Genomic DNA, 26,685 nt, shown 5'->3' on the forward strand with positions numbered 1-26,685 from the left:
ATATTAATGGTGTTTTGTTAAAACGTTCGTAATTGGAGGTTACTATGTTTCATCTAAAAGAGCAGCAAACATCCATAAAGCAAGAAATCATAGCAGGGCTGACAACCTTTTTCACAATGGTCTATATCGTCGTGGTTAATCCGGTTATTCTGGCTAACGCCGGGGTTCCTTTCGACCAGGTTTTCACCGCAACGATTATTGCTTCCATTGTCGGAACGCTGTGGATGGCCCTGGCAGCAAATTATCCGATTGCAATTGCGCCCGGCATGGGCTTGAACGCATATTTAGCCTTTCATGTCGTAAGCGCAAGCGATGGCGGAATCACGTACGCAACAGCTTTCAGCGCAGTATTTACAGCAGGGGTTCTCTTCATTATTCTATCGTTAACGCCTTTAAGAAAACAACTGATAGAAGCGATTCCAAACAATTTAAAATACGGGATCACAACGGGGATCGGGCTGTTTATTGCCTTTATCGGTTTGCGTCAGGCGGGAATTGTGGCACCTGATGAGTCAAACCTGGTTACTCTCGGCAATCTGCATTCACCAGGTGTTATTTTAACGCTGATCGGCCTTTTGATCAGCGTGGTCCTGATGGTGCGGAAAGTAAGCGGCGCTTTATTCATCGGAATGGCAGCTACCGCCTTGATCGCCTTTTTTACGGGCCAGCTGCATTTTTCAAAAGGTTTCATGTCGCTTCCACATTTACCGGAGGGCCTAATCATCGCAAATCCGTTTTCCGCTTTTGGCGATGTCGTTCATCACGGCCTGTACGCTGTTGTCTTTTCTTTTCTATTGGTCACGATTTTTGATACGACAGGCACGATGATTGGTGTTGCAGAGCAAGCCGGGCTGATGAAGAACAACAAGCTGCCAAACGTGCGAAAAGCACTGCTTGCCGATTCAACAGCGACGACAGTAGGAGCTGTTTTCGGCACAAGTCCGACAACGGCATTTATCGAATCTTCCGCTGGTGTCGCAGCCGGGGGAAGAACGGGGCTTACAAGTTTGACAGTTGCTGTGCTGTTTGCGGCCTCTATGTTTTTCAGTCCGCTCGTCAGCGCCTTATCAGGCATAGCCGCCATTACCTCGCCTGCTTTGATTATCGTCGGCAGCCTGATGATGAGCTCTGTGTCGAACATGAACTGGAAAGAGATGGACGAAGCATTCCCAGCGTTTCTTGTTATTCTCGCCATGCCTTTGACATCAAGCATTTCTACTGGGATTGCGCTTGGCTTTATTTCATATCCGATTGTAAAAGCAGCACGGGGAAAATGGAGAGAGATTCACCCGCTCGTCTTCGTTTTCGCCATTCTGTTTTTCATCCAGCTGTTTATTTTATAACACATACAGAAAAACCCAAACGCCGCCGTTTGGGTTTTTTTATGTAAACAATAAAGAAACAGCGGCCGCTAAAAAACAGCAGGCGGCAAACGCATAGTGCAGCGTGTTGATACAGCTTTTTCGGGCCCGGTAATACTCATCACTTTCCTTATCAGCGCCAATTAAAAAAGGAGCATCCATGATCTTGTCAAAAATAAGCGTAAGGAGATAACGGCAAACACCTGTATACACGAACAGCACAATCAGCTTCAGCCAGATCGGGGAGACAAATAGCAGAACAGTGAACGCTGACAATAACATGTACATGTGCCTCATATACTCGCCATTCCTCAGCATGACTTTGAAAAACAACTCCTTATAGCCAGTACAGATTGTCCGTTTTTTAAATATCCTTTTTGAATTCCGGTAAAATAACGGTTTTCTTCTCATTCTATCTTTTACCTTCGGGATTCCCGCCTCCTGGCTCATCATCATCACAAGGCCTGCAAGCGCCAATCTGCTTTTTTTCTCTTCCATCACCTCTGCTTCAAAACCCAAGATTGAAGCTGCCTTTTTCAAACCGCGCCAGAATGCGAAAATCAAAAACAAAATGCCAGTGAGCGCAAGCAAACGCCAATCAGTAAAAGCCATCAGAGCAGCAGAACCGGAGAAAAGAACGGCTCTGAAAAGAATGTCAGCAAGCCATCTCGAAATGGAGCGCCGCTTTCTGATCGTGTCTTGTTTTAAGGATAAAAAGAATGCATGAAGGCCAAACAGGTAACACAATAGGGCTGCGCTTTCTGTCAATGTGATGTGAACAGAATGACGGATGAAAGGAAAAACAATGCAAAAGAGCAGCATCCATTTCGCCAGCGTGATCAAAAAAGAATACACAAGCGCGTACCGTTTTAGCTGATAGATCATCTCTTTCTTCTGCAGCAAAAACACTTTGTCCGCTTCCATTAAAAATGTATGGACCTTGCCTGTGCACACGATCAACACACACACAGCATACAGCCATCTCCATCCCATCACCTCAGACCACTCATAAAAAAGGCCTCTTCCGTTCAGCAAATCAATATACTGATAGATCAAAAAAGCAAGCGCCGGCAAAACAATGTAGAGAGCGACTGTCCAGTCAATAACAGCATGCAATACTTTAAACTGATACTTGTAATAGTCAAACAGCCTTCGAAAAAAGAGCGTACGCCCGTTCATGGCCGATCACCTTGAACCGCCTTATAAAAACAGTCGAGCAATGACTGCTCCTTTAATCCAGTCTTGTCCTGAATATCTTTTAACGTGCCTTGGAGAAATAAAGAACCTTTCTCAATCATATAAAATCGGTCACAGATTTTTTCCGCGGTATCGAGTACGTGCGTGCACATGAGAATGCCGGCTCCCCGTTCTTTTTCGGCTTTAAGCATGTCCACAAAGCGTTTCGTCGATATCGGGTCGAGACCGATGAATGGTTCATCAATCACATACACATCCGGCTTAGCGAGAAAGGCCTGGATCAGCATCAGTTTTTGCTGCATGCCTTTCGAAAAGGTGACAGGCAGCTCATGCATGACATGATCTAGCGAAAACGTCTGCAGCAGACTTTGGGCCCGCCGCGTACATTCATCCTCCTCGATGCCGTGGAGCGTGCTGATCAGATCCAAATGCTCCCACAGCGTCAGTTCTTCGTAAAAGGACGGATGCTCAGGAATATATGCGAATGAACTGTCGTTCCAAGTAATATCCCCTTTAAAGTATTCCGAGAGGCCGAGTATCGCTTTAATTGCGGTGCTTTTCCCGGCACCGTTAGCTCCGATCAGCCCGACCAGCTCCCCTTTTCCGACTTCCAAAAACACATCGGTGAGCACTTTTTTTCGGCTTGTATACCCCGCCTGTTTTATAGAAGCTTCAAGCAATTTTGTCAAATGTCACCCACCTCCAATATTTACTACGAAACAGAATAAAAAAAGTTTCTTTAACCATAATAATATTAAGCCGAAATACATAGTAATCCAACAAGGATGGCTGCCCAGCTCGTATTGGAAAAAATTAATAGGAGTTATCCCTAGATTCATCACTGCGATTTCGTGTATAATGAGGGCGAATTATCTAAAAACTTTAGATGTCTGCCTTAGTTGCTATTTCGTACGCAGTTGATAGTCGTGAGTTGTGGTTAGTCAAGTCCATCCGATCTTATGATAGGGAGTGGTTTTTTGAAACCTTCAACAAACCGTATGCTAACTCGAATCAAATCAGTTTACATGTTTATCCAAGAAAAAGGTCTTGTGACAACACAGGAACTGGTTGACGAATTCGGCATTACACCTAGAACGATTCAAAGAGACTTAAATGTGTTGGCATACAATGATCTTGTTCATAGTCCAAGCCGTGGCAAGTGGGAGACAACGAGAAAGAAAGTAAAAATTACCTCTTAAATTGCAAAATTACATATGGCCGCCTGTGTGCGGCCTGATAGATACAGGGCGCAGAATCTCCTAAGCCTTGTTTTTGTGTGCTTATATAAAAAAAATCCCGCATCGAAATGCGGGATTTTTTCATGCCTGCGGCTCTTTCAGCAAATGAAGTTCTTCTTCTGTAAGTTCACGGTATTCTCCCGGCTCCAGAGCGGGATCCAAGGCAACCGGCCCCATCGAAAGCCGCTTCAGATAAATCACTTCATTGCCGACAGCCTTTGCCATCTGCTTGACTTGATGGTATTTACCTTCTGTAATCGTCAGGTATATCACGGTATTGCCGCTATCGTTTGCTTTGATTTCCGCTTTTGCCGGCTTTGTTTTATAGCCGCCTTCTATGTAAACACCAGCTTCCAAATCGGAGATGTCTTCTCGTGAAATCTGTGATGTTAGGTGAACTTCATACGTTTTTGGAACATGCTTTTTAGGCGAAAGGAGCCTGTGTGCGAGCTGGCCGTCATTTGTGAGCAGCAAAAAGCCCTCTGTATCTTTATCAAGCCGGCCGGCTGGAAACGGCTCAAATCTCATCTCTTCCGGCGTCAGCAGATCGACCACTGTTTGCTGACGGCTGTCCTCAGTCGCCGACAGCACTCCCTGCGGTTTGTTCATCATCAAATAAATGAACTCGCGGTAATCAACCGGTTCACCGTATACGGTAACCTCCTGCGTATCAGGATCAACGTGCGCCTTTACATCTTTGGCCGGTTTGCCGTCGACCATGACGGCCCCCGCCTTCACAACAGCTTTGACTTCTTTTCTGGAACCATACCCGCTATTGGAAAGCAGCTTATCAAGTCTCATTCCCAATCTCTCCTTTATAAAAGAAAGCCCGCAGCATGCGAGCCTTCTATTGTACTATATTTTGTTCATCAGCCGGCATGTTTGCCTCTTTTTAAGAATCCCGGCAAACGGCGTCCTAATATTTTCTGCAAAAATCCTAACCGGTAGCCGCAATACAGGTAGACAGCTCCGCCAACAGCGGCCGCAATCACCACAATAATCGCAGCGTGAAGCTGGCCATCCTGATAGGAAATAAAGAAACTTAATAACCATTGCACGATTTTCACGGCTACAGCCATAACGGCGGACAAAACCAGCATCAATACAGTCCGTTTGACTAATACCTTATACGAATAGCCTGCATGACGTTTAATCATGATAAATCCATATAAAAGTGAAGCGATATAACCTAGCGCCGTCGCTAAAATCGCGCCGTCCGCCTGCATCAGCTTGATCAGCGGAACATTCAGCACAAGCTTGATCACTACACCGATGACAAGGCTGACAACCGCAAATTTTTGTTTATTGATGCCCTGCAGAATGGCTGCGTTGACCGTAAATAAAGAGAACAGAATCGCAATCGGGGAATACCAAAACAGAATGTTTGCCCCAAGTTCAGGTAGAAGGCTTTCAGATCCGTAAAAGAACGTATATGTCGGCCCAGCCAATACAGAGATCCCGACAACAGCAGGAATAATTAAAAACAGGATCGTCTGCATCGTTTGATTAATCTGCTGATTCAGCAGTTTATAATTTCCGCTTGTAAACGATTCAGTAATCGTTGGAATTAATGTCAGGCCGAAAGCAGTTGCAAGCGAAACCGGGATCATGACGAGCTTCTGCACATACAGGGTAAGAATCGCCAGCATGTCCTGGCTGATGGCTTGATGGCCTGCTTCAATCATCGCTTTGTTAAACGTATTTGTATCAATATAGTTGTACAAAGGGATGGCCAGTCCGACAAAAACGTACGGAGCGGCATAGCTGAACAGCTCGAGAAACATTTTCTTGTAGCTTAAATTTGCTGTCGGCCCCGTATTCGGCGCCATTGCCAGCAGGCTGCTCTTCCGTTTGTTCCAATAAATATACAGCACGATCAGTCCCCCGAAGGCGCCGATCAGCGCTGCGAAGGTCGCATAACCGACAGCGATGACAAGACCGCCGTTGAACACCTTCAATATTAAGAATGTCGCACTCAATAAAAAGATGATGCGGACAATCTGTTCAACAACTTGGGAAACAGCTGTCGGCCCCATCATTTGATGACCTTGGAAGAATCCGCGGACAAGGCTCATAATCGGCACGACCAAAAGCGCTAAGCTAACCATGCGGATGACATAAACGACATGATCTATTGTCAGGCCGTTATTGTCCTTGCCGCCCAGCGATATTTCCGCAAACATCGGAGCGGATAAATACAGAATGAAAAAGGCAATCATTCCTGTGACGAGCATAACCGACATACCCGCCTTGAGCATTTTTCGGCTTGTTTCATAATCCCCTTTGGAATTATATTTGGAAACAAATTTTGAAACAGCAGCCGGAAAGCCCATCGTAGCGATATTCAAAAATAAAGTGTATTGGTTGTATCCGTATTGAAATAACGCACCGCCTGTCGCCCCGACCATAATGCTGAAGGGAATTAAATAGACCATTCCCAGAATTCGCGATATGTACGTACCGAGCGTTAACACAAACGTGCCTCTTAACAGTTTGCTTGACATGTTTCTTCATCACCATTTTCTACGAAGATTCAACTTTTCTATTTTACCACAACTAGGCATTTAGACGGTAATAAATACAAAAGCAAACTTGTGAACATTCAGTTTCACTGCAAAAGACGTTTAAGGAGAGTCTGTCTTTCGCTATAATAGTACTGCGGACAGAGCGTTCGCACACGAAATGGAAAAAGAAAGTTGATGATAAAGATGAAACAATTTGACGTTATCGTAATCGGAGGAGGCCCTTCAGGCTTGATGGCTGCGATTGCAGCAGGAGAACAGGGAGCTCACGTGTTGCTGATAGATAAAGGAAATAAATTGGGACGGAAACTCGCGATTTCCGGGGGCGGCCGCTGCAATGTGACGAACCGCCTTCCTGTGGATGAAATTATTAAACACATCCCCGGCAACGGGCGTTTTTTATACAGCGCGTTTTCTGAATTTAGTAATGAAGACATTATCAAGTTTTTTGAAAATCTCGGGATTCAATTGAAGGAAGAGGATCATGGCAGGATGTTTCCTGTGACCGACAAAGCCCAAAGTGTCGTTGACGCATTGTTAAACAGGCTGAAACAGCTGCGCGTAACGATCAGAACGAATGAGAAGATTAAGTCTGTTATATATGAAGATGGGCGCGCAGCAGGGATTGTGACAAATAATGGCGAAATGATCCATAGTCAGGCAGTCATTATTGCTGTCGGCGGTAAAAGCGTGCCTCATACCGGAAGCACGGGAGACGGCTATGAATGGGCTGAAGCCGCAGGCCATACGATAACAGAGCTGTTTCCGACAGAGGTTCCCGTCACATCTGGCGAGCAGTTTATTAAGCAAAAAATACTTCAGGGCTTATCACTAAGAGATGCCGCTGTCAGTGTGTTAAATAAAAAAGGCAAACCGATCATCACACATAAAATGGACATGCTGTTTACGCATTTCGGCCTCTCAGGCCCCGCCATTCTCAGATGCAGCCAATTTGTGGTGAAAGAGCTGAAAAAACAGCCCCAAGTGCCAATCAAGATTGATTTGTATCCGGATATTAATGAAGAAACGCTATTCCAAAAGATGTATAAAGAGCTAAAGGACGCACCGAAAAAAACGATTAAAAACGTGCTGAAGCCTTGGATGCAGGAGCGCTATCTCCTCTTCTTGCTTGAAAAAAACGGCATCTCTCCGAACGTATCGTTTTCTGAGCTGCCGAAGGACCCTTTCAGACAATTTGTAAAGGACTGCAAGCAATTTACCGTTCTCGCAAACGGCACACTGTCTCTTGACAAGGCTTTTGTCACGGGTGGCGGGGTATCTGTAAAAGAAGTTGACCCGAAAAAGATGGCTTCTAAAAAGATGGAGGGCTTGTATTTTTGCGGCGAAATCTTGGATATCCACGGCTACACAGGCGGGTACAATATTACGTCAGCCCTTGTCACAGGCAGACTCGCAGGACTCAATGCCGGACAATTCGCCCGTTCTTAACCATTACTTCACACTATGAATCATTGAACTTCTCCGCATTCATGATAGGGCGGGACATGTTTTGTTTCACCTGATTGCGGGGTAATTTTAAGAGAAGGATGATCTGCCTGCGTACGGCCATACTAAGTTTCCAAGCAAAATATAGGCGCACACAAAAAATTAGAGGGTGAGAGTATTTGAAACATATATCCAGTGTATTTTGGATTGTGATTTCCATCACAGCCGCAGCTGTATTGTGGGGCGTTATTGCTCCCGACAGCCTGCAAAATGTGTCTCAATCTGCACAAGCGTTTATTACCAATTCATTTGGCTGGTATTATCTTTTAGTTGTCTCTTTGTTTGTCGGGTTCTGTCTCTTTTTTATTTTCAGCCCGATTGGAAAAATCAAACTCGGAAAACCCGATGAAAAACCGGAATTCGGGTTACTAACATGGTTTGCCATGCTGTTCAGCGCAGGCATGGGAATCGGCTTAGTATTCTACGGTGCGGCTGAACCGATCAGCCATTACGCAATTAGCTCTCCATCAGGTGAAACAGAAACGCCCCAAGCTTTCAGAGATGCGCTCCGCTATACGTTTTTCCACTGGGGTTTGCACGCTTGGGCCATTTATGCCATTGTGGCATTATGCATCGCCTATTTCCAATTCCGCAAAGGCGCTCCCGGATTAATCAGCAGCACGCTGTCACCGATTCTCGGCGATAGAGCAAACGGCCCGATCGGCAAATTAATTGACTGCATCGCTGTTTTCGCAACTGTTGTCGGGGTGTCGACAAGTCTTGGGCTCGGTGCGACCCAAATTAACGGCGGTTTGAATTACCTATTCGGCATTCCGAATAGCTTTGTGGTTCAATTTATTTTAATTGTCATTGTGACAGTGCTCTTTTTGCTTTCTGCGTGGAGCGGACTTGGAAAAGGCATTAAGTATTTGAGCAACACAAACATGGTTTTGGCAGGACTGTTAATGCTGTTTATGCTCGTTGTCGGTCCGACTGTGCTGATCATGAACTCATTTACAGATTCTATCGGCCAATACATTCAAAATATCGTTCAAATGAGCTTCAGACTGACACCGAACGACCCCGAAAAACGCGAGTGGATTAATGACTGGACGATTTTCTATTGGGCATGGTGGATTTCCTGGTCCCCGTTTGTCGGCATTTTCATCGCCCGTGTATCCAGAGGCCGGACGATCCGCGAATTTTTAATCGGCGTCTTGGTGACACCTTGTATTTTGGCATTTCTATGGTTCTCTATTTTCGGCGTATCAGCCATGGATCTTCAGCAAAAAAACACATTCGATATAGCAAAGCTTTCAACTGAAACGATGCTGTTCGGAACACTTGATCACTATCCGCTGACAATGGTGACATCGATCCTTGCGTTGGTTCTGATCGCTGTATTCTTTATCACATCTGCTGACTCAGCGACATTCGTGCTGGGCATGCAGACGTCCTACGGTTCTTTAAATCCGGCAAATTCTGTGAAACTCAGCTGGGGGATCATTCAGTCCGCCGTGGCGGCTGTGCTCCTATATTCCGGCGGGCTTGCCGCTTTGCAGAACACAGCGATTCTGGCAGCACTGCCATTTTCTATCGTCATTCTGCTGATGATTGCCTCTCTCTATAAATCACTCTCAAAAGAACGAAGAGAGATCAGAAAAGCGGAGAAAATCGATAAACCGAGAAGTCCAAGAGTAAAAAAGGCTTATTAACAAAAAAAGATCTTTCCGCACCTGCGGGAAGATCTTTTTATTTGCGATATAAAATAAGGGCGGAAAAACAGTAAAGCTGCTCGCCATCTGGGTCACACGCCGCCGACACCGTATATTTGATATCAATCAGCTGCTCCTCCGATATCCCTTTTAAAAATGAATTGATTTCTGTCTGCAAGTCTTTTTCATGCTCTTCATCAAATACCGCCACCTTCAGCATCTTATCCGCTCTCCTTTCTCTATCAATCTATTCCGTTTGGAACAGCGTTATGATAGAGAAATCATTTTCGCCCCGCTCTCCAGATAACTATGGCGTCTCCTGGCTCACCGTCTTGCCGCCCGACTTTCAGCAGTACGGCATAAACAACCCGCAGATGAACAGCAGATCAGCTGACGCTGGAAAAAGAGAGAGCGAAAGCACGAGGAGCGTATACTGCAAATACGGCGACAGACATCACACCGATTGCTTATGGATTCTCTCAGCTTTTCGCCATTAAACCAGCCTTCATTTCTTCGACTGATTCAACTTCAAAGCCCAAATCACTCAGCATTTTATGATCCTCCGTCTCTTCCTGGCCGGCAGTTGTTAAGTAATCTCCGACAAAAATGGAATTTGCGGCGTAAAGGCCTAATGGCTGCAATGAGCGGAGATTAACCTCTCTTCCTCCGGAAATACGGATTTCTTTTGATGGATTGATAAAACGGAACAGCGCCAGCACTTTTAAACAGTACAGCGGAGTGAGTTCGTTGACACCTTCTAATGGCGTGCCGTCAATCGCATGCAAAAAATTCACCGGAATGGAATCCGCGTCAAGAGCCTTCAAGCTTTTTGCGATATCGATGACATCCTGTTTCGTCTCCTTCATTCCGATAATGGCGCCTGAACATGGAGACAGCCCCGATTCTTTTGCCATTTCAACCGTATGAACCCTGTCGTCGTATGTATGTGAAGTCGTGATGTTTGAATGATTTCGCTGTGACGTATTCAAATTATGATTATAGCGGTCTACTCCAGCTTCCTTCAGCCGTTTCGCCTGCTCAGGCTTTAACAGTCCGAGACACGCACAAACCTTCAGTCCATATGTCTCTTTCATTTCCCGCACCGCATCTGCGACCTGATCCACTTCTCTGTTAGACGGCCCCCTGCCGCTTGCCACGATACAATATGTGCCGATATTCAGATCGTGCGCCCGCTTTGCGCCTTCAAGAAGCGTTTCCTTATTCACCATCCGGTAAGACTGAATCGGCGCTTTCGAAATCGCGGACTGTGAACAATAGCCGCAGTTTTCCGGACAGAGCCCTGATTTGGCATTCATAATCATATTGAGCTTCACTTTTTTTCCGTAAAAGTGTTTTCTGATGTGAAAAGCCCCATGCATCAAAAGCAAAATATCTTCATCTGGACAGTTTAATATCGAAAGCGCCTCTTCGTCTGTCACTTCTGCTCCGGCCAGCACCCGGTCTGCGAGTTCCATCCATTTCATTCTCATACCCCCACTTGATTCATTCTGACACGATAAAATGTTTCTTCTTTCATCCCTTCCCGCCCTTTCACTGATCACTGAAGAACATGTGGTGCTTCCCACTTAAAATGTTAACCAATTATAAAAAACGTTAACAATTAGAATATTATTGTTCTCACTTGTTTCTGTCAATAGACGAAAGCATCAATTGATGTCAGCCAGGTAAAAGAAAACCAAAAGACCGTTTTAACATAAAACAGCCCCCCAGTTTCGATCTTTTACTTTTGCAAAAACCGGACAGCTCCATGCCTTATGACTGTAATATGCAGACACCTTTTCATATCCGTTTACATCAAGCAGGGGCGTTTCAATGATGTTTCCTTCGCTTACTTCACATTTAAGAGGCAGATCTGGTTTCCCCTTTATTTTTACAAATCGCATCGTTTACTAAATATTAAGTAAATATAACAAAATTTTCCGAAAACAGTTATTGTAACCGCTTACTTTTATATGATAGTATCAATTTATCAAAAAACACAATGAGTTTATATTTTACTAAATAGATGAGAGGGATACCTATGGTTCGGATTAAAGATATCGCCTTGAAAGCTAAAGTTTCCAGCGCGACTGTTTCCAGAATTTTAAATGAAGATGAGTCGCTTTCTGTTGCGGGCGAAACGAGACAACGAGTCATCCATATCGCTGAAGAGCTCGGCTATCAAACAGTTTCCAAACGCCGGAAATCCCGCAGACAAAAACATCGTGCTCAGCCGCTGATCGGCGTGCTGAGCTGCCTGTCTCCCGATCAGGAACGGCAGGACCCTTATTTTTCTTCCATTCGCAAAGGCATTGAAAAGGAATGCTTTGAACAGAAAATCTTCATTACAAATTCGATTCATCTCGGTTCCTTTCAGGAGCATATCTTGCGGGAACTGGATGGTGTCATTGTCATCGGCCGAGTTCATGATGAAGCCGTTACGCACATCAGCGGACGGCTGGAGCATGCCGTATTTATCAATCACTCTCCTGATCCTCAAGCGTACGATTCGATTGGCATCGATTTTGAAGCGGCTTCACGCCAAGCGATTGATCATCTTTTCAATCTAGGCTACAAACGGCTAGGCTACATTGGCGGGCAAGAAAAAGAGCATACGCTGAAGGATGGCCAAAGCATTCGCAGAACCATCGAAGACAAACGCCTGACTGTCTTTTTGAAGTCCGCCGCGCCCCAGCCTGAGCATGTGCTGGTCGGAGAATACAGCATGCGTGAGGGCTATCGCCTGATGAAGAAAGCAATCGCTCAAGGCCATCTGCCGGACGCATTCTTTATCGCGAGCGATTCTATGGCGATCGGCGCGTTAAAAGCGCTTCAGGAAGCCGGACTGCAAGTGCCGCGGGATACAGCGATTGTCAGCTTTAACGGGATTGAAGAAGCTGAATTTGCCAGCACGCCTTTAACGACAGTGAAGGTGTATACAGAGGAAATGGGACGGACAGGCGTAAAACTGCTGCTGGACTGCCTCAATGGCCGAACGCTTCCTCACTGCGTCACCCTGCCCACCACTTTAATCGTGAGACAAAGCTGCGGATGTCCAGCTAAGGAGGTGACATAAGCAAGCATTCATCACGATGATAAGGAGGAAAAGATGAAATACACTTTTGTTTTATTTCTCTCTCTTATTCTGCTTATTCTGCCCGGCTGTTCAGCAGAGAAAAGCTCAGCGGACACCGCAAAAAAGACGTTAACCATTTATTCTACAATGTCAACGGACAGTGAAAGAGCTACGTTCAGAAAACTTGCGGCAGCGTTTGAAAAGGAACACAGTGACATTCGTGTCAGCCTTCATTTCCCAGGCAATGACTATGAAAATATGACGCGTGTCAGAATGGCTGCCAATGATTTGCCTGATCTTTTTGATACACATGGCTGGGGGAAAATCAGGTACGGAGAATATACAGCGGATCTCCGGGATATGAAATGGACTCAAAACCTCGATCCACATTTAAACAGCATTCTCAAAAATAAAAACGGAAAGGTGTATGCCTATCCGATCAATCAGGCAAAAGACGGACTGGCGTATAACCGCAATATGTTAGACCGTTATGGCATTGACCCGCCGGAAACGATTGATGACTTTATGAAAGCACTGAGAACGATTAAAGAAATGAGCAAGGGAAAGATTGCCCCCTTCTGGTTTGCCGGATATGACAAAAGCTCATTCGCCCAATATTACGACCAATTCGCTACACCTCTTCTCATTACAGATCCCGCCCATAACGAAAAAAAACAGCTCATTAACGGCACCTTTCAGTGGAGCAAATTCACTTATTTATCAGACATCCTTAAACAAATGCAGAAAGAAAAACTGATCAATATCGACGCTGTAACCGCAAAAAAATCTCAGCTCATTGAATTAATGGCCCAAAACAAAATCGCCTTTACAATGCAAGGCGGCACACTCGGCCACGATGTTGCCCAAATCAATCCAAACGTCGAGGTCGGCATTATCCCCACACCTGCGATACATGCCGGAGATGCCCCGATATGGATCGGCGGTGAACGCTATACGCTCGCAGCATGGAAAGACTCACCTCAACTAAAAGAAGCAAAAGAATTTATTTCATTTATGGCACGTCCCGCTAATGCCAAACAAATGGCTGAAGCCACCTCGCTTCCCTCGGGTCTGACCAATGTGAAAGCTGATATTTACTATGCAAATGACTATGAGCATTATCAAAATGTCAAAGTCGAACCTTACTTCGATCGTTTATACTTGCCTAACGGAATGTGGGACGTCCTGGGGACAGCCGGGCAGGAACTTGCGGCTGATATTTTGACGCCTCAAGAGATTTCGCAAAAGCTGAAAAGAGAATATAAACGACTCCGGGAGCAATCGGAAACACAGGGAGCTGAAAACAATGAGTGAGATTGCAAGGGACATTCATGTAAAACAGGTTAAGCCAAAAAAGCAGACCTCACTTTGGTGGATGTACATTCCTGCTTTACTCTCCGTTCTGATCTTTATGATTTATCCGTTTATGAAAGGCGTATTGATCACCTTTACAAACTGGAACGGCTTTTCGCAAGTCTACCAATGGGTGGGATTCGCGCAATATGAAAGGCTGTTTACTGACCCTGACACTTGGCACATTCTAAAAAACACGCTTCTTTACGGGCTCGGCAGCACCTTTTTCCAAAATGCGGTCGGACTCTTGTACGCCCTGCTTCTAAAGCAAAGCATCAAAATGAAAGCGATAACAAGAACCGTTGTCTATTTGCCTGTGATGATCAGTCCGCTCATTATGGGATACATTTGGTACTTTTTCTTCTCCTATGACGGAGGCGCGCTCAACGATTTGCTCGGTGTCTTCAGCATCAGCCCGATCAATGCGCTCGCCAGTCCAACACTGAATCCCTGGATCATCGTTTTGATTAACACCTATCAATATGTCGGGATCGCTATGATTGTCTACTTAGCCGGCCTGCAAAGCATTCCGAAGGATTACTATGAAGCCGCGCAAATGGATGGTGCGAAACCAGTCCAGCAGTTTTTCACCATTACACTGCCGCTGTTAATGCCCTCAATAACGATTAATATGGTCATCAACATCATTGGAGGCTTAAAGCTGTTTGACGTCATTATCGCGCTCACCGCTGGCGGCCCTGGGAATGCGTCACAATCCATGTCCACGTTTATGTATGATTTGTATTTCAAACGGCAGGATGCCGGCTATGCCGCAACGCAAGGCATATTGATGGCATTTGTCATTTTGATCATCAGCTTTTGTGCGCTTGCGTATTTTAAAAGAAAGGAGACGGAAATGTCATGAAAACCGCCCGTTCAAAAAATCTGCGGATCGTTACACTTCTTGCCGCCATTGTGGCCTGTGCGCATTTTATTCCTTTTTACATTCTGCTGACCACCTCATTAAAAGCAAAGGGAGACTACAGTTCGAAATGGATGTTTCCAGGCGATATCTCCTTCCGCAATTTTTCAGAGGCATGGGAGCGCGCTTCACTTGGAAACTCTTTTATAAACACCATCATCATCACAGGCTTTTCTGCTTTGTTATTGATCATATTCGGCTCACTTGCCGCCTACCCCCTTGCCCGGCGGGAAACAAAGCTGAATAAAGCCGTTTTCGCCTTGCTGATTTCCATTATGATCATCCCTCCGCTAACATCCATGGTGCCTTTATACCGAATGGTCGTGGATGCCGGAATGGTGAATACACACGCCATCGCCATTTTCGTCAATACAGCGGCTTACATGCCGTTAACCATATTCCTGTATTCAGGTTTTATCCGATCAACAGTTCCAAAAGAGCTTGAAGAAGCTGCAAAAATTGACGGCGCGGGCATGCTGAAAATCTTTTTTACGATCGTGTTTCCTCTGCTGAAGCCGATCACAGCGACCATCTGTATTATTTCCTGTGTCTTTATATGGAACGACTATCAATTTGCGATTTTCTTTTTACAAGATCAAAAGGTTCAGACATTAACAGTGGCCATGGCAGGGTTTTTCGGAGAAAACGCCAACAATCTGCATTTAGTTGCCGCAGCGGCTCTTTTGGCAATGTTGCCGATGATTGTTCTGTTTTTGGCGCTGCAGAAATATTTCATTGCCGGCCTGTCATCCGGAGCGGTAAAGGGATAACATTAAAGGAGGAAGCAATATGAAAAAGATTACATTTATCGGTGCAGGGAGTACCATTTTCGCCAAAAATGTATTAGGAGACTGCCTGTTAACAGAAGCACTGAATGGGTTTGAATTCGCTCTTTTCGACATTGACCCCAAACGCCTGCAGGAATCCCAGCTCATGCTGGAAAATCTGCGAGACCGCTATAACCCGAGTGTGGCGATCAACAGCTACGATGACAGAAAACTTGCCTTGCAGAACGCAAGCTATGTCATCAATGCCATTCAGGTTGGAGGATATAAACCGAGCACTGTCATAGATTTTGAGATTCCGAAACGGTACGGGCTGCGCCAAACGATTGCCGACACAGTCGGCATCGGCGGGATCTTCAGATCACTCAGAACCATCCCCGTCTTATTTGATATCGCAAAAGATATGGAAGACATGTGCCCAGATGCGTGGTTTTTAAATTATACAAATCCAATGGCCTCCCTTACAGGCGCACTGCTCCGCTATACAAATATTAAAACAATCGGGCTCTGCCACAGTGTTCAAGTGTGCACGAAGGATTTATTCAAATCTCTCGGAATGGAGCATGACGGAATTGAGGAACGCATCGCGGGAATCAATCATATGGCCTGGCTTTTGGAAGTCAAAAAAGACGGTATAGATCTCTATCCGGAAATTAAAAGGAGAGCAAAAGAAAAACAAAAAACAAAGCATCATGATATGGTGCGGTTTGAATTGATGGATAAGTTCGGCTATTATGTCACGGAATCATCCGAACACAACGCAGAGTATCACCCGTACTTTATTAAACGGAATTACCCTGAGCTGATCAGCGAGCTGCAAATTCCGCTAGACGAATATCCGAGAAGGTGCGTCAAGCAGATTCAAAATTGGGAGAAAATGCGGGATGATATCGTCAACAATAAACACCTTACGCACGTACGTTCAAAGGAATATGGTTCAAGAATAATCGAAGCGATGGAAACGAACGAGCCATTCACCTTCGGAGGAAACGTCTTGAACACAGGACTGATCACCAACCTTCCTTCAAAAGCCGTTGTGGAAGTGACATGCGTCGCCGCCAGAAAAAAAGTGACCCCGTGCTTCGCCGGAGAACTGCCTGAGCAGCTCGCAGCCCTAAACCGGACGAATATTAATACACAGCTGATGACAATTGAAGCCGCTGTCACACGAAAAAAAGAAGCGGTTTACCAGGCCGCAATGCTTGATCCGCATACAAGCGCGGAGCTTTCCTTGAATGACATCATCTCCATGTGCGACGATTTATTTGAAGCGCACGGCGATTGGCTTCCGTCGTACAAATAAAAAACTAGGGGACCGCTCTCCCCTAGTTTTTTGGTTTTGTTTCGCCTTCCCAAGCCATCATGCCGCCTTCGACATTGACTGTTTTAAAGCCCTGTTCATCCAAGTACCTGCAGACATTCATGCTGCGCATTCCTGAGCGGCAGATAAACACGTACTCTTTGTCTTTATCAAGGGTGTCCATTTTTTCAGGAATATCCCCCATGCGAATATGAACGGCTTGCGGGATCATGCCTTCCGCAACCTCTTCATCTTCTCTGACATCAATCAAATATAATTCTTCGTCCGCCTCAATTTTTTCTTTCAAAGCGGCTGTGCTGATTTCTTTTATTTCCAAAGAAAACACTCCCATTCACAATGATCATGTTTTAGTATATCAAAGTCAGCTGGACGATTGCTATTTCGAGACTGATTTAGAAAAATCCCCTTTTCGCAAAGGGGATTTTTCTAGGCTTAGTTTGCCACAATATTGACGAGTTTGCCAGGCACTGCGATGATTTTTCGAATCGTTTTGCCTTCAAGCTGCTCTTTGACCTTTTCATCGGCTTGAGCAAACTGTTCGAGCTGTTCTTTCGTCGCATCGGCAGGAACCAGTAATTTCGCTTTTACTTTGCCGTTCAGCTGAACAACGATTTCAACTTCATCATCCACAAGTTTCGTTTCATCATAAACAGGCCAAGCTTCATATGCAATCGTGCCGGAATGGCCAAGCTTCTCCCAAAGCTCTTCCGCTAAATGAGGCGCAATAGGAGAAAGAAGCTTCACGAAGCCTTCCATATATTCCTTCGGCAGCTCTGTTGCTTTATATGCTTCATTGATAAAGACCATCAGCTGGGATATACCCGTGTTGAAACGAAGGCCTTCGTAATGGTCTGTGACCTTCATGACTGTTTCATGATACACGCGCTCCAATGTTTCACCTGCGCCGTCAACGATTTTGCCGTTAAGCTCACCGCTGTCTTCTACAAACAGGCGCCATACGCGGTCAAGGAAGCGGCGCGCGCCGTCTAATCCTGATTCAGACCAAGCGATTGAAGCATCTAGCGGTCCCATGAACATTTCGTACAATCTGAGCGTATCAGCACCGTGAGAGGCAACGATTTCGTCAGGGTTGACAACGTTCCCTTTCGATTTACTCATTTTTTCGTTGTTTTCGCCGAGAATCATTCCTTGGTTATACAGCTTTTGGAACGGTTCTTTCGTCGGCACTACGCCGATATCATACAGGAACTTATGCCAGAAGCGGGCATACAGAAGATGGAGCACGGCATGTTCTGCGCCACCAATATACATATCAACCGGAAGCCATTTTTCCAACTTCTCTGGTGATGCCAGCTGATCCGGATTGCGCGGATCAATGTAGCGCAAGAAATACCAGCAGCTTCCCGCCCATTGCGGCATCGTATTCGTTTCTCTTCTTCCTTTTTTCCCTGTCTCAGGGTCTGTGACTTCCACCCAATCTTTAATGTTCGCAAGCGGTGATTCGCCTGTTCCGCTCGGTTTGATTTCATCCGTTTTCGGCAAAATCAGCGGCAGCTCCTCTTCAGGCACAGCCGTTGATGTTCCGTCTTCCCAATGAATGACCGGAATCGGCTCGCCCCAATAACGCTGGCGGCTGAAAAGCCAATCGCGCAGACGGTACGTCACTTTTTTCTCGCCGTTTTTCGTTTCTTCCAGCCAAGCAATCACTTTCTCAATCGCTTCCTGTTTGTTAAGGCCGTTCAGGAAATCAGAATTCACGTGCTCGCCGTCGCCAGTGTACGCCGCTTCCTCAACGTTTCCACCTTTCACAACTTCCTTCACCGGAAGGCCGAATGTTTTGGCGAATTCAAAATCACGCTCATCGTGTCCTGGAACAGCCATGACAGCACCTGTTCCGTATGATGCAAGAACGTAATCCGCAATCCAGATCGGCAATTTCTCTCCGTTTACAGGATTGATCGCATAAGCTCCTGTAAATACGCCTGTCTTTGTTTTCGCAAGATCAGTACGCTCCAGGTCACTCTTTGATTGAATTTCTTTGATATATGCTTCAACAGCTTCTTTTTGCTCAGCCGTTGTGATGTTTTCCACCAATGCATGTTCCGGGGCAAGTACCGTGTATGTAGCGCCAAACAGCGTGTCTGGTCTTGTCGTAAACACCGTAAAGGATTCATCATGTCCATCTATAGCAAAATGAACGTGAGCGCCTTCAGAACGGCCGATCCAGTTGCGCTGCATATCTTTAATGCTTTCCGGCCAGTCAAGCTCTTCCAAGTCTTCAAGAAGCCTGTCCGCATAAGCGGTGATTTTCAGCATCCACTGCTTCATCGGACGTCTCTCTACCGGATGGCCGCCGCGTTCGCTCTTACCGTCAATGACTTCTTCGTTGGCAAGAACCGTACCGAGAGCCGGGCACCAGTTTACAGGCACTTCGTCAACGTAAGCAAGGCCCTTTTCGTATAGCTTTAAGAAAATCCATTGCGTCCATTTATAGTATTCAGGGTCAGTCGTATTGATTTCACGGTCCCAGTCATATGAGAAACCAAGCGATTGAATTTGACGGCGGAAATTGTCGATATTCTGCTTCGTAAACACAGCTGGATCGTTCCCTGTGTCAAGCGCATATTGCTCAGCCGGCAGGCCGAATGCGTCCCAGCCCATCGGATGAAGGACATCATAGCCCTGCATGCGCTTCATGCGGGACAGGATATCTGTAGCTGTGTATCCTTCGGGATGGCCGACGTGCAATCCCGCTCCTGACGGATAAGGGAACATGTCCAGCGCGTAAAATTTTTGTTTTTCATTATGATCAAGAGTGGCAAATGTTTTGTTTTCAAGCCAGTATGTTTGCCATTTCTTTTCTATCTCTTTGTGCTGAAAACTCAAAGTAAAAACCTCCTTCTAATTGAATACGGCGTTTATGGTTCAAGTATTGACGGGAAGGAGCGAACTATATTCAGAATATTCCCAAACTAAAAAAAACTCCCTCATCCCAAAAAGGGACGAGAGACTTTCGTTTTCCCGCGGTACCACCCTCGTTAGCGCGGCATACGCCGCACTCACTTGATACTTTTAACGCAGTTATGCGTCAGCGGCTTTTCACCGCTGCAACTCTGAGGTGAGTTCGGAAACAAACTTGATTGACTTTCACCAGCCGTCAACTCTCTGCAACAATATCTGCTTCTTACTGCTCCTCTTCATTGTTCTTATCGCAACCGTAATCTTAACTGTATTTTATAGAATTCTGTTCATAAGTGCAAGCAGGTTTGTATACAATGGGAATGTACCCTGAACGGGCGAAGATTGAGGACAATTATTCGGGTGGAGTTTTGGTTTGACGTTTAGACTCGGCTGGGTCGCCGCCGCTGTTCATTTCTCTCACAAAGTCAAAACTTCTGAGAACAGCTTCACCGCCGTAGCCTGAGATAATCGATAAGATGACAAGTTGAATTCCTGAATCGGGGTCAGCGGATAATACAAGTAAAATGGAAGCTGTCATTCCGATAAACCAATCTTCCAAAAATCCAAGGTAGATAAACCGCTTCGTCATTCTGGGTTTCTCCAGCCTGCCTCTCTTTTTCACATGACCGAGAATCCCCATGATTCCTCCAATTACACAAGCAATAAGTACCTGATGCAGCATCTTCATCATCACCTTCCTAAAGCCCTTATTTCGTAAAGCGACTTCAGGCCATCCAGCCCCCTTAAACGATTCCGATGATTTTCGATATCTACATACTGGCAAATCTGAAAAAAGCTTGTTTCTTCCATTATATGTGAACACATGATCGATAAGCTTGATGCATTGGATTCATTTTTCACCCAGTGACATTTACCTAGTCACTCACTTAGCTGCTTTCGGTCATATGTTCAATCTCTGTTCTTATTTTAGTGTATACGAGGACAAGCCTTGATGACAAACAACAAACTGCGCTTGCTTGAATCAGAACATACGTTATGCTACGGTTACTGTAGAATTCATTTTAAAAAAGGGGAATACCAGGCTTCGCACAGTTAGCTGACAGCCTAAGGGGGATTTATATGGCTAGTTTTCAATCATTTGGCATGCACGGACAGCTGGAAGTCATAAAAAAAGCGCTTGATCACGCGCGAGTCGGTGTGGTCATTACAGACCCCGCACTCGAGGATCATCCTATTGTCTACGTAAACCAAGGCTTTGTTCAAATGACCGGTTATGAAGCCGGAGAGATTTTAGGAAAGAACTGCCGATTCTTACAGGGGAAACACACAGAACCCGCTGAAGTGGACACGATCAGAACCGCTTTACAAAATAAAGAGCCGGTTACCGTTCAGATCAAAAACTACAAAAAAGACGGAACGATGTTCTGGAATGAATTGAATATTGATCCGCTCGAGATTGAAGGCAAGACCTATTTTGTCGGCATCCAAAAAGACATCACCCAGCAAAAAGAGTATGAAAAGCTTCTAGAGGATTCCCTCACAGAAATCACTGCACTTTCAACGCCTATTGTCCCGATACGCAACGGCATTTCAGCTCTTCCGCTAGTCGGAAACCTGACTGAGGAGCGATTCAGTTCCATTATCTGCACATTGACGAAAATTTTAACAACATCCAAGGATGATTATTTAATTATCGATTTATCTGGATTAGCCCAAGTGAACGAACAAACCGCCGATCAGATTTTCAAGCTGAGCCATTTGCTGAAATTGACGGGTACCGAATTAATTATTACCGGCATTAAGCCCGAATTGGCTATGAAAATGAATGGTTTGGATGCTAATTTTTCATCGTTGAAAACATTTTCAAATGTAAAGGATGCCGTTAACGTTCTTCCTGTCATGTAAAAAGATCCCGCTCATCAGCGGGATCTTTTATTATGAAGAGATTGATGCTTGCTTATTTGTTTCTTTTGCCGGTTTTATCCGTTTGTCGTATAAAAGCGTTGTGGCAATACTGATCAGCAGCAAAACCAATAGAGATAAAACAAGAGCCCGGATGCCAAAATGATCGACAAGCAAACCGCCGAATAACGGACCAATCATTCTGCCGCCTGTCGCCGCGCTGTTGACAAAGCCTTGATAAAAGCCTTCTTTCCCCTTAGGCGCAAGCTGATTGGCAATCGTCGGCACCGCTGGCCAAACAAGCATTTCTCCGATAGTCAGAATCACCATGGCAGCCAGAAACATCGGGAAGTGCTTTGCCGTCAGCAGCATGCTGTAGGACAGTATAAAAATGATAAAACCGATGACCAATTGCGCTTTCAGCGACTCCGCCCATTTTTTTACCACAAAGCTGACAAACGGCTGGCCAATCACAATTAAAATTCCGTTAATTGTCCACAGCACGCTGTATAAGGAAAGAGATATTCCCATGCTTTGCGTGTACGAAGCAATCGTGGTAGACCATTGAGAATAAGCAAGCCAGCCTAGTACATAGCCGCTGCTTAATATGATCAGCGCGGCAAATTTCGCTTTGCCGTTCACAGCATCATAATCAAGCACGGATGTTTGAGACGCATCCTTCGTCTGAATATTTCGAAAGCCGAAATATACGATAAAGAAAAAGATCAGATACAATACGGCATTCGCCATAAATACGTAGGAAAACGAGAAAGACGCCACGACACCGCCAAGAGCTGAGCCGACGGCCACCCCCGCGTTTTGCGCGACATAGATCGCATTAAATGCCTTCCTTCCCCCTTCAGGCCACACTGCCCCAGCCATTGCATAGCTGGCCGGAAAAACAACACCGGATCCAAAACCCACAACCGTCAGCAGTGCAATATAGGCAGGCCAATCATGGAAAAAGACAAGACCCATCAAACTTGCTAACGTAATCGCAATCCCAAGCATAATCGATTTAAAGCCGCCGATTTTATCAAACAAAAAACCGCCGCATAAATTACCAGCCACACTGGCGCCGGAATTCAGCATCAGAACAAGCCCGGCTACTGTTAATGACTTTCCTAAATGATTATGAATATAAATCGTATTCAGCGGCCATAAAAAAGAAGCCCCCGTCACATTAATAAACATTCCAATGATTAAAATTTTAAGAGCACGCGGCATACTCATCCCCCTTTCTTACCTAAAAAAACTCATGAAAAAAACGAAACCTAAAACGGCTCCGTACGAATCGAGTGATCATAGCACATTCATTCTATCTGTCTACCTCACATTTTTCAACTGATGAGCATAAAAAAATCTAACACATATTGTTCGAAAAATGTAAAATAAATAGAAAAGGGGTCATTTTATGGAAATGGCATTAGCATTCTTAGGTTTTCTTGCATGTCTCATTTCGCTTAGCTATGGATTGTATCACCTCGTCAGATATGTGCTGAAAAAAGAAAAACGTTTTTCTAAGAAACTTTTTTGGCCGCTTTTGATAGGAGGCCTGGTGCTGCTCTTCACCGGAGCAGGACTGTCAGAGCCTGATGATGATGCTGCAAATGCGGAGAAAAAATATTCAGCGTTAAACGCCGAATATCAAAGTCTCACAAAAGAGCATGAAGCACTTGAAAAAGAATACAAATCTGTCAGCATTGAAGCAAAGACATTAAAAGACGGCACAGAAGATCAAGACAAGCTGAAGCAGCTTGAAAAAGAGAATAGCGAACTAAAAAAGACGCAGAAATCATTAAAAGCTGAAATGAAAGAGCTCCAAGACAATCAAAAACAGCTGAAAGAAGATACAAAAACCGCAAAGGCTGAAAATGAAACACTGCGACAAGATAAAACAAAGCTTGAAAAGCAATTAAAAGAGGCGAAAAGCCATACCGCAAGTTCTTATGAAGACACTGGAAGTTCTTCAAGCCATACCAATCAAGCTGATGAAGCCAAAGCAGCTGACACAGCAGAAGGCTGTAATATTAAAGGAAGCAAAAACGGCATCTACCATACGCCAGGCAGTACATACTACGACAGGACAACTGATCCGGCTGAAATGTTTTGCTCAGTTGAGGAAGCTGAAGCCGCCGGTTACCGGGCGCCAAAACGATAAACAAAAAGCTCCAGAATCTCTGGAGCTTTTGCTGTTTCACAACGATGATTTAATCACCTTCTTATAATAAAGAACAGACAGAAAACCGAAGATGGAGTAGAGCCCAGTATATAACACCATTACCACAATCATCGGCGTCCACACCTCTGACCCGAATAGGAACCAGCCGGATTGAACGGCAAAGTAGCTGTGGAAGAGGCCGACAACCAGCGGAATGCCGAAGTTGTACATTTGTTTGATGCGTATCCCTTTTATCAGGTCGTCCCGCGTAAAGCCAAGTTTTCTCAAAATCGTATAATTTGGTTTTTCATCTTCACTTTCACCCATTTGTTTAAAATAAAGGATACAGCCTGATGTAATCAGGAACGTTAATCCTAAGAAGCCGACGATGAACATCGCGAGACCAAACAGTGACTTTTGCGCGATGCCTGTATCCAGTCTTGATAAATGCTGATCTTTCTTGTTCACCTTTTGAAAAAGCTCATTTGCTTTTTCAAGCTGGTCCTCCTGTTTCACATTAATGCCGATAAATTCAGACTGCGCGAGCTGAATGCGGGGGTCTTTATCTTTGTTGAGCCGTTTATACAAGCTGTCATCCACTATAACTGCGGGCATTCCCCCGCCTGTAAACGTGTAGGATACAAGAAACTCATCTCTTAATCCTTTATAGTGTAATGGCTGCGTTTCATGCCTGCTTTTCACTTTTATGCTGCCGGAGTCTTTTAAAATCAGTATTTTTTGCAGCAAGTCGGTGTATCCTGAGAACACCGCCTCCCCAGCCGCCACATCGACTCCGTTTACATCTTTGTCGCTTACAACAGCAAGCTGTAATTTACTAGGGTCCCCCTGCAATTCTTTCGGGTTTCCATCCATGATATTTGTGACATCAAAAGCCGCTTGCAGGACAGGAGTTTCTTTTTTCACATACGAAATGTTACTTTCACTCAAACTGCTTTCAAATTGTTTGGCATCCTTCTCATTCATGAATGAAAAATCAGCCGCTACACTTTGTTCGGCGGTTTTTTCTGCCGAGTAATACGAAATATAAGCGAGTGACAGCAGCCCGATGGCGAGCGCTGAAACGGTTGTAATTATCGTCAGCAGCAACGCGTTCGATTTCATTCTGAACATGATCGATGACAGTGACAGTACTTCTGTAATATTTAAGTAGCCGCCCTTGCTTTTTCGAATGATGTTTGAGATAAATGTGACCGATCCTTTATAAAAGAGAAACGTCCCAATAATAACAGTCCCCAAGATAAAGCTCATCGCGCCAAACAGTTCGTTCATGGTCTTAAATTTTCCGCCAAACAGCTCAGAAGACACATAGTATCCTGTCAAAATCAGCACGATGCCTAAAGCGCCGATCAGCATTTGGAAAAATGATATTCTCTTCACCTTATCTTCAGTGGAAGACGCCACTTTAAATAAAGATAAAATACTTTGTTTTTTGATAAACATATAATTCATCATCATGATCAAGAGGTAAATGCCGCAGAACACAATAATCGTTTGAATCAAGGCTTGCTCAGAAAAATGCAGCTTCGCCTCAGTTTCGACATCGACAATTTTAAACAGGATCATGAGCACAAGCTTTGATATTGAAAACCCTGCCACTACCCCAATGGCTAAAGAGCCGAAATACAGCATGATATTTTCTGCACTTAAGATGCGGAAGATTTTATGCTTCGTCATTCCGATTAATTGAAACAGCCCGATTTCTTTACTCCGTCTTTTAATAAATATCGTATTTGCATATAAAATAAAAATCGTCACTACAGCGACAAGCAAAATCGAAGCGGCTTTAATGGCCGCGGCTCCCTTGATTGAAGCCTTTACTTCGTCAATCGCAGGATCATATTGGAGCGTGACAAAGGCGAAATAAAGCGCCACGCTAAAAATTAACGCAAACACATACAGATAGTAATTCCGAAGATTCTTTTTCAGATTTCGCAGAATGAGCTGATTAATGTTCATGCTGCACCCCGCCCAGCACGCCTTGCGTTTTCATGATATCCTGGAAAAACGTCTGCCTGTCTTGGCCTCCTTTATTCAGCTGGGTATACATTTGCCCGTCCTTAATAAAAATGACTCTGCCGCAGTAGCTGGCCGCGACCGGATCGTGAGTGACCATAATAATCGTGGCGCTGCGTTTTTGATTGAGCTGGCTCAGCTTGTTTAACAAATCAGAGGCTGATTTCGAATCGAGCGCGCCGGTCGGTTCATCAGCGAAAATAATGCTCGGGTCATGAATAAACGCTCTCCCGGCCGATGTTCTCTGCTTCTGGCCGCCGGATATTTCATTCGGGTACTTATCTCGCAATTCATAAATCCCCAGCTCTTTTGCAACTTCCTCAAATCTGCGATTGGCGTCCTTTTTTGATATTTTCGTGATCGATAGCGGCAAAAGGATATTTTCTTTCACTGTCAATGTGTCTAACAAATTGTAATCTTGAAAGATAAAGCCTAAATGCTGCTTTCTAAATTCAGCCAGCTGCTTTTCCTTCATAGCAGTCATTTCGTTTCCGTTAATGTTGATCGTTCCATGACTCACCTGATCAATCGAAGACAGTACATTAAGCAAAGTGGTTTTGCCCGATCCGGAAGCACCCATGATACTGACAAATTCGCCCTTTTCAATGTGAATATCGATGCCTTTCAGCACCTCGTGTTTATTCAGCTTGTTTCCATAGCTTTTTCGAATTTTATTTGCTTCTAAAATCATCATTTTGCAGTCTCCTTTATATTGGATAATCTCATTATAAAAAGGAATGCCGGGCTTTTCCTTCGATTGGGCGAACAA

Annotated in this window: 23 protein-coding genes and 1 other annotated feature; of the genes, 11 read left to right on the forward strand and 12 right to left on the reverse strand. The window is 44.9% G+C overall.

Annotated features, from left to right (window positions below):
• Positions 1-44 precede the first annotated feature (44 nt).
• Positions 45-1,343 carry a hypoxanthine/guanine permease PbuO gene (pbuO, locus tag V756_RS0110580; protein WP_024714646.1) on the forward strand — a complete coding sequence of 433 codons (1,299 nt, stop codon included), beginning with the start codon at positions 45-47 and terminating at the stop codon, positions 1,341-1,343.
• A gap of 39 nt (positions 1,344-1,382) precedes the next feature.
• Here pbuO and V756_RS0110585 read toward each other — a convergent pair whose 3' ends face one another.
• Both V756_RS0110585 and V756_RS0110590 read right to left on the reverse strand, forming a co-directional pair.
• Positions 1,383-2,540, reverse strand: a complete 1,158-nt coding sequence (locus V756_RS0110585) for an ABC transporter permease (RefSeq protein WP_024714647.1) — start codon at positions 2,538-2,540, stop codon at positions 1,383-1,385.
• Positions 2,537-3,247: an ABC transporter ATP-binding protein gene (locus V756_RS0110590; protein ID WP_024714648.1), complete on the reverse strand. Its 711-nt coding sequence runs from the start codon at positions 3,245-3,247 to the stop codon at positions 2,537-2,539. Before V756_RS0110590 ends, V756_RS0110585 begins: the two co-directional genes overlap by 4 nt.
• Before the next feature lie 288 nt (positions 3,248-3,535).
• Between V756_RS0110590 and V756_RS0110595 the strand changes: the two genes are divergently transcribed.
• Positions 3,536-3,757 (forward strand): DeoR family transcriptional regulator, encoded by a 222-nt coding sequence (locus V756_RS0110595; protein WP_003152337.1) that lies wholly within the window; start codon positions 3,536-3,538, stop codon positions 3,755-3,757.
• Positions 3,758-3,877: 120 nt separating this feature from the next.
• On the opposite strand, the gene V756_RS0110600 is transcribed toward V756_RS0110595, so the two are convergent.
• Both V756_RS0110600 and murJ read right to left on the reverse strand, forming a co-directional pair.
• The gene (locus V756_RS0110600) at positions 3,878-4,597 is read right to left on the reverse strand and encodes a pseudouridine synthase (protein WP_024714649.1); all 720 of its coding nucleotides are present in this window, start codon (positions 4,595-4,597) and stop codon (positions 3,878-3,880) included.
• Between the two features lie 68 nt (positions 4,598-4,665).
• A complete protein-coding gene (gene murJ / locus V756_RS0110605; RefSeq protein ID WP_024714650.1) occupies positions 4,666-6,300 on the reverse strand; it encodes a lipid II flippase MurJ in 1,635 nt (544 codons plus the stop codon).
• 204 nt (positions 6,301-6,504) lie between these two features.
• On the opposite strand from murJ, the gene V756_RS0110610 reads away from it, so the two are divergent.
• Positions 6,505-7,767, forward strand: a complete 1,263-nt coding sequence (locus V756_RS0110610; RefSeq protein ID WP_024714651.1) for a BaiN/RdsA family NAD(P)/FAD-dependent oxidoreductase — start codon at positions 6,505-6,507, stop codon at positions 7,765-7,767.
• Between the two features lie 176 nt (positions 7,768-7,943).
• Positions 7,944-9,479, forward strand: coding sequence for a glycine betaine transporter OpuD (gene opuD, locus V756_RS0110615; RefSeq protein ID WP_024714652.1), 1,536 nt, complete (start codon positions 7,944-7,946; stop codon positions 9,477-9,479).
• Between the two features lie 37 nt (positions 9,480-9,516).
• Here the strand turns inward: opuD and V756_RS0110620 are convergent, their stop codons facing one another.
• Entirely contained in the window at positions 9,517-9,699 is a 183-nt protein-coding gene (locus tag V756_RS0110620) for a sporulation protein Cse60 (protein ID WP_003223398.1), read from the reverse strand.
• Positions 9,700-9,958: 259 nt separating this feature from the next.
• Positions 9,959-10,963 carry a biotin synthase BioB gene (gene bioB, locus V756_RS0110625; RefSeq protein ID WP_172458993.1) on the reverse strand — a complete coding sequence of 335 codons (1,005 nt, stop codon included), beginning with the start codon at positions 10,961-10,963 and terminating at the stop codon, positions 9,959-9,961.
• A gap of 557 nt (positions 10,964-11,520) precedes the next feature.
• Here bioB and V756_RS0110630 point away from each other — a divergent pair.
• Genes V756_RS0110630 through melA form a run of 5 tightly spaced genes read left to right on the forward strand, consistent with a single transcriptional unit; the run spans position 11,521 to position 16,918 of the window.
• Positions 11,521-12,555 carry a LacI family DNA-binding transcriptional regulator gene (locus V756_RS0110630; protein ID WP_024714654.1) on the forward strand — a complete coding sequence of 345 codons (1,035 nt, stop codon included), beginning with the start codon at positions 11,521-11,523 and terminating at the stop codon, positions 12,553-12,555.
• A 33-nt stretch (positions 12,556-12,588) separates the two neighbouring features.
• Entirely contained in the window at positions 12,589-13,869 is a 1,281-nt protein-coding gene (locus V756_RS0110635; protein WP_024714655.1) for an ABC transporter substrate-binding protein, read from the forward strand.
• The gene (locus tag V756_RS0110640) at positions 13,862-14,773 is read left to right on the forward strand and encodes a carbohydrate ABC transporter permease (RefSeq protein WP_024714656.1); all 912 of its coding nucleotides are present in this window, start codon (positions 13,862-13,864) and stop codon (positions 14,771-14,773) included. Before V756_RS0110635 ends, V756_RS0110640 begins: the two co-directional genes overlap by 8 nt.
• Positions 14,770-15,600, forward strand: coding sequence for a carbohydrate ABC transporter permease (locus V756_RS0110645; protein ID WP_024714657.1), 831 nt, complete (start codon positions 14,770-14,772; stop codon positions 15,598-15,600). The genes V756_RS0110640 and V756_RS0110645 overlap by 4 nt, the downstream gene beginning before the upstream one ends.
• 19 nt (positions 15,601-15,619) lie before the next feature.
• Positions 15,620-16,918, forward strand: coding sequence for an alpha-galactosidase MelA (gene melA, locus V756_RS0110650; protein WP_024714658.1), 1,299 nt, complete (start codon positions 15,620-15,622; stop codon positions 16,916-16,918).
• A gap of 22 nt (positions 16,919-16,940) precedes the next feature.
• On the opposite strand, the gene V756_RS0110655 is transcribed toward melA, so the two are convergent.
• The 3 genes from V756_RS0110655 to V756_RS0110665 form a co-directional block, all read right to left on the reverse strand.
• Positions 16,941-17,252: a rhodanese-like domain-containing protein gene (locus V756_RS0110655; protein WP_003237998.1), complete on the reverse strand. Its 312-nt coding sequence runs from the start codon at positions 17,250-17,252 to the stop codon at positions 16,941-16,943.
• Between the two features lie 116 nt (positions 17,253-17,368).
• On the reverse strand, positions 17,369-19,783 hold the full coding sequence (leuS, locus tag V756_RS0110660; RefSeq protein ID WP_024714659.1) for a leucine--tRNA ligase: 2,415 nt from the start codon (positions 19,781-19,783) through the stop codon (positions 17,369-17,371).
• 109 nt (positions 19,784-19,892) lie between these two features.
• Positions 19,893-20,107: a binding site (T-box leader), on the reverse strand.
• A gap of 103 nt (positions 20,108-20,210) precedes the next feature.
• Positions 20,211-20,546 carry a DUF4257 domain-containing protein gene (locus V756_RS0110665; protein ID WP_024714660.1) on the reverse strand — a complete coding sequence of 112 codons (336 nt, stop codon included), beginning with the start codon at positions 20,544-20,546 and terminating at the stop codon, positions 20,211-20,213.
• Between the two features lie 392 nt (positions 20,547-20,938).
• Between V756_RS0110665 and ytvA the strand changes: the two genes are divergently transcribed.
• Positions 20,939-21,724 (forward strand): YtvA family blue-light photoreceptor, encoded by a 786-nt coding sequence (gene ytvA / locus V756_RS0110670; protein WP_024714661.1) that lies wholly within the window; start codon positions 20,939-20,941, stop codon positions 21,722-21,724.
• A gap of 30 nt (positions 21,725-21,754) precedes the next feature.
• On the opposite strand, the gene V756_RS0110675 is transcribed toward ytvA, so the two are convergent.
• A complete protein-coding gene (locus V756_RS0110675) occupies positions 21,755-22,948 on the reverse strand; it encodes an MDR family MFS transporter (RefSeq protein WP_024714662.1) in 1,194 nt (397 codons plus the stop codon).
• A 187-nt stretch (positions 22,949-23,135) separates the two neighbouring features.
• Here V756_RS0110675 and V756_RS0110680 point away from each other — a divergent pair, with 187 nt between their 5' ends.
• On the forward strand, positions 23,136-23,882 hold the full coding sequence (locus tag V756_RS0110680; RefSeq protein WP_024714663.1) for a sunset domain-containing protein: 747 nt from the start codon (positions 23,136-23,138) through the stop codon (positions 23,880-23,882).
• Between the two features lie 36 nt (positions 23,883-23,918).
• Here the strand turns inward: V756_RS0110680 and V756_RS0110685 are convergent, their stop codons facing one another.
• Positions 23,919-25,859: an ABC transporter permease gene (locus tag V756_RS0110685; RefSeq protein WP_024714664.1), complete on the reverse strand. Its 1,941-nt coding sequence runs from the start codon at positions 25,857-25,859 to the stop codon at positions 23,919-23,921.
• Positions 25,849-26,610 carry a bacitracin ABC transporter ATP-binding protein BceA gene (gene bceA / locus V756_RS0110690; RefSeq protein WP_024714665.1) on the reverse strand — a complete coding sequence of 254 codons (762 nt, stop codon included), beginning with the start codon at positions 26,608-26,610 and terminating at the stop codon, positions 25,849-25,851. Before bceA ends, V756_RS0110685 begins: the two co-directional genes overlap by 11 nt.
• Positions 26,611-26,685 lie beyond the last annotated feature (75 nt).

The organism is Bacillus tequilensis KCTC 13622 (assembly GCF_000507145.1).
In the GTDB taxonomy this organism is placed as follows: Bacteria; Bacillota; Bacilli; order Bacillales; family Bacillaceae; genus Bacillus; species Bacillus tequilensis.

Excerpts from the sequence above, each read along its gene's own strand:
- V756_RS0110630 (WP_024714654.1), top strand. The coding sequence starts at position 11,521 with ATGGTTCGGATTAAAGATATCGCCTTGAAAGCTAAAGTTTCCAGCGCG.
- bioB (WP_172458993.1), bottom strand. The coding sequence starts at position 10,963 with ATGAAATGGATGGAACTCGCAGACCGGGTGCTGGCCGGAGCAGAAGTG.
- ytvA (WP_024714661.1), top strand. The coding sequence starts at position 20,939 with ATGGCTAGTTTTCAATCATTTGGCATGCACGGACAGCTGGAAGTCATA.
- V756_RS0110640 (WP_024714656.1), top strand. The coding sequence starts at position 13,862 with ATGAGTGAGATTGCAAGGGACATTCATGTAAAACAGGTTAAGCCAAAA.
- bceA (WP_024714665.1), bottom strand. The coding sequence starts at position 26,610 with ATGATGATTTTAGAAGCAAATAAAATTCGAAAAAGCTATGGAAACAAG.
- V756_RS0110620 (WP_003223398.1), bottom strand. The coding sequence starts at position 9,699 with ATGCTGAAGGTGGCGGTATTTGATGAAGAGCATGAAAAAGACTTGCAG.
- V756_RS0110680 (WP_024714663.1), top strand. The coding sequence starts at position 23,136 with ATGGAAATGGCATTAGCATTCTTAGGTTTTCTTGCATGTCTCATTTCG.
- V756_RS0110585 (WP_024714647.1), bottom strand. The coding sequence starts at position 2,540 with ATGAACGGGCGTACGCTCTTTTTTCGAAGGCTGTTTGACTATTACAAG.
- pbuO (WP_024714646.1), top strand. The coding sequence starts at position 45 with ATGTTTCATCTAAAAGAGCAGCAAACATCCATAAAGCAAGAAATCATA.
- V756_RS0110645 (WP_024714657.1), top strand. The coding sequence starts at position 14,770 with ATGAAAACCGCCCGTTCAAAAAATCTGCGGATCGTTACACTTCTTGCC.
- V756_RS0110610 (WP_024714651.1), top strand. The coding sequence starts at position 6,505 with ATGAAACAATTTGACGTTATCGTAATCGGAGGAGGCCCTTCAGGCTTG.
- V756_RS0110675 (WP_024714662.1), bottom strand. The coding sequence starts at position 22,948 with ATGCCGCGTGCTCTTAAAATTTTAATCATTGGAATGTTTATTAATGTG.
- V756_RS0110635 (WP_024714655.1), top strand. The coding sequence starts at position 12,589 with ATGAAATACACTTTTGTTTTATTTCTCTCTCTTATTCTGCTTATTCTG.
- V756_RS0110600 (WP_024714649.1), bottom strand. The coding sequence starts at position 4,597 with ATGAGACTTGATAAGCTGCTTTCCAATAGCGGGTATGGTTCCAGAAAA.
- murJ (WP_024714650.1), bottom strand. The coding sequence starts at position 6,300 with ATGTCAAGCAAACTGTTAAGAGGCACGTTTGTGTTAACGCTCGGTACG.
- V756_RS0110665 (WP_024714660.1), bottom strand. The coding sequence starts at position 20,546 with ATGAAGATGCTGCATCAGGTACTTATTGCTTGTGTAATTGGAGGAATC.
- V756_RS0110685 (WP_024714664.1), bottom strand. The coding sequence starts at position 25,859 with ATGAACATTAATCAGCTCATTCTGCGAAATCTGAAAAAGAATCTTCGG.
- melA (WP_024714658.1), top strand. The coding sequence starts at position 15,620 with ATGAAAAAGATTACATTTATCGGTGCAGGGAGTACCATTTTCGCCAAA.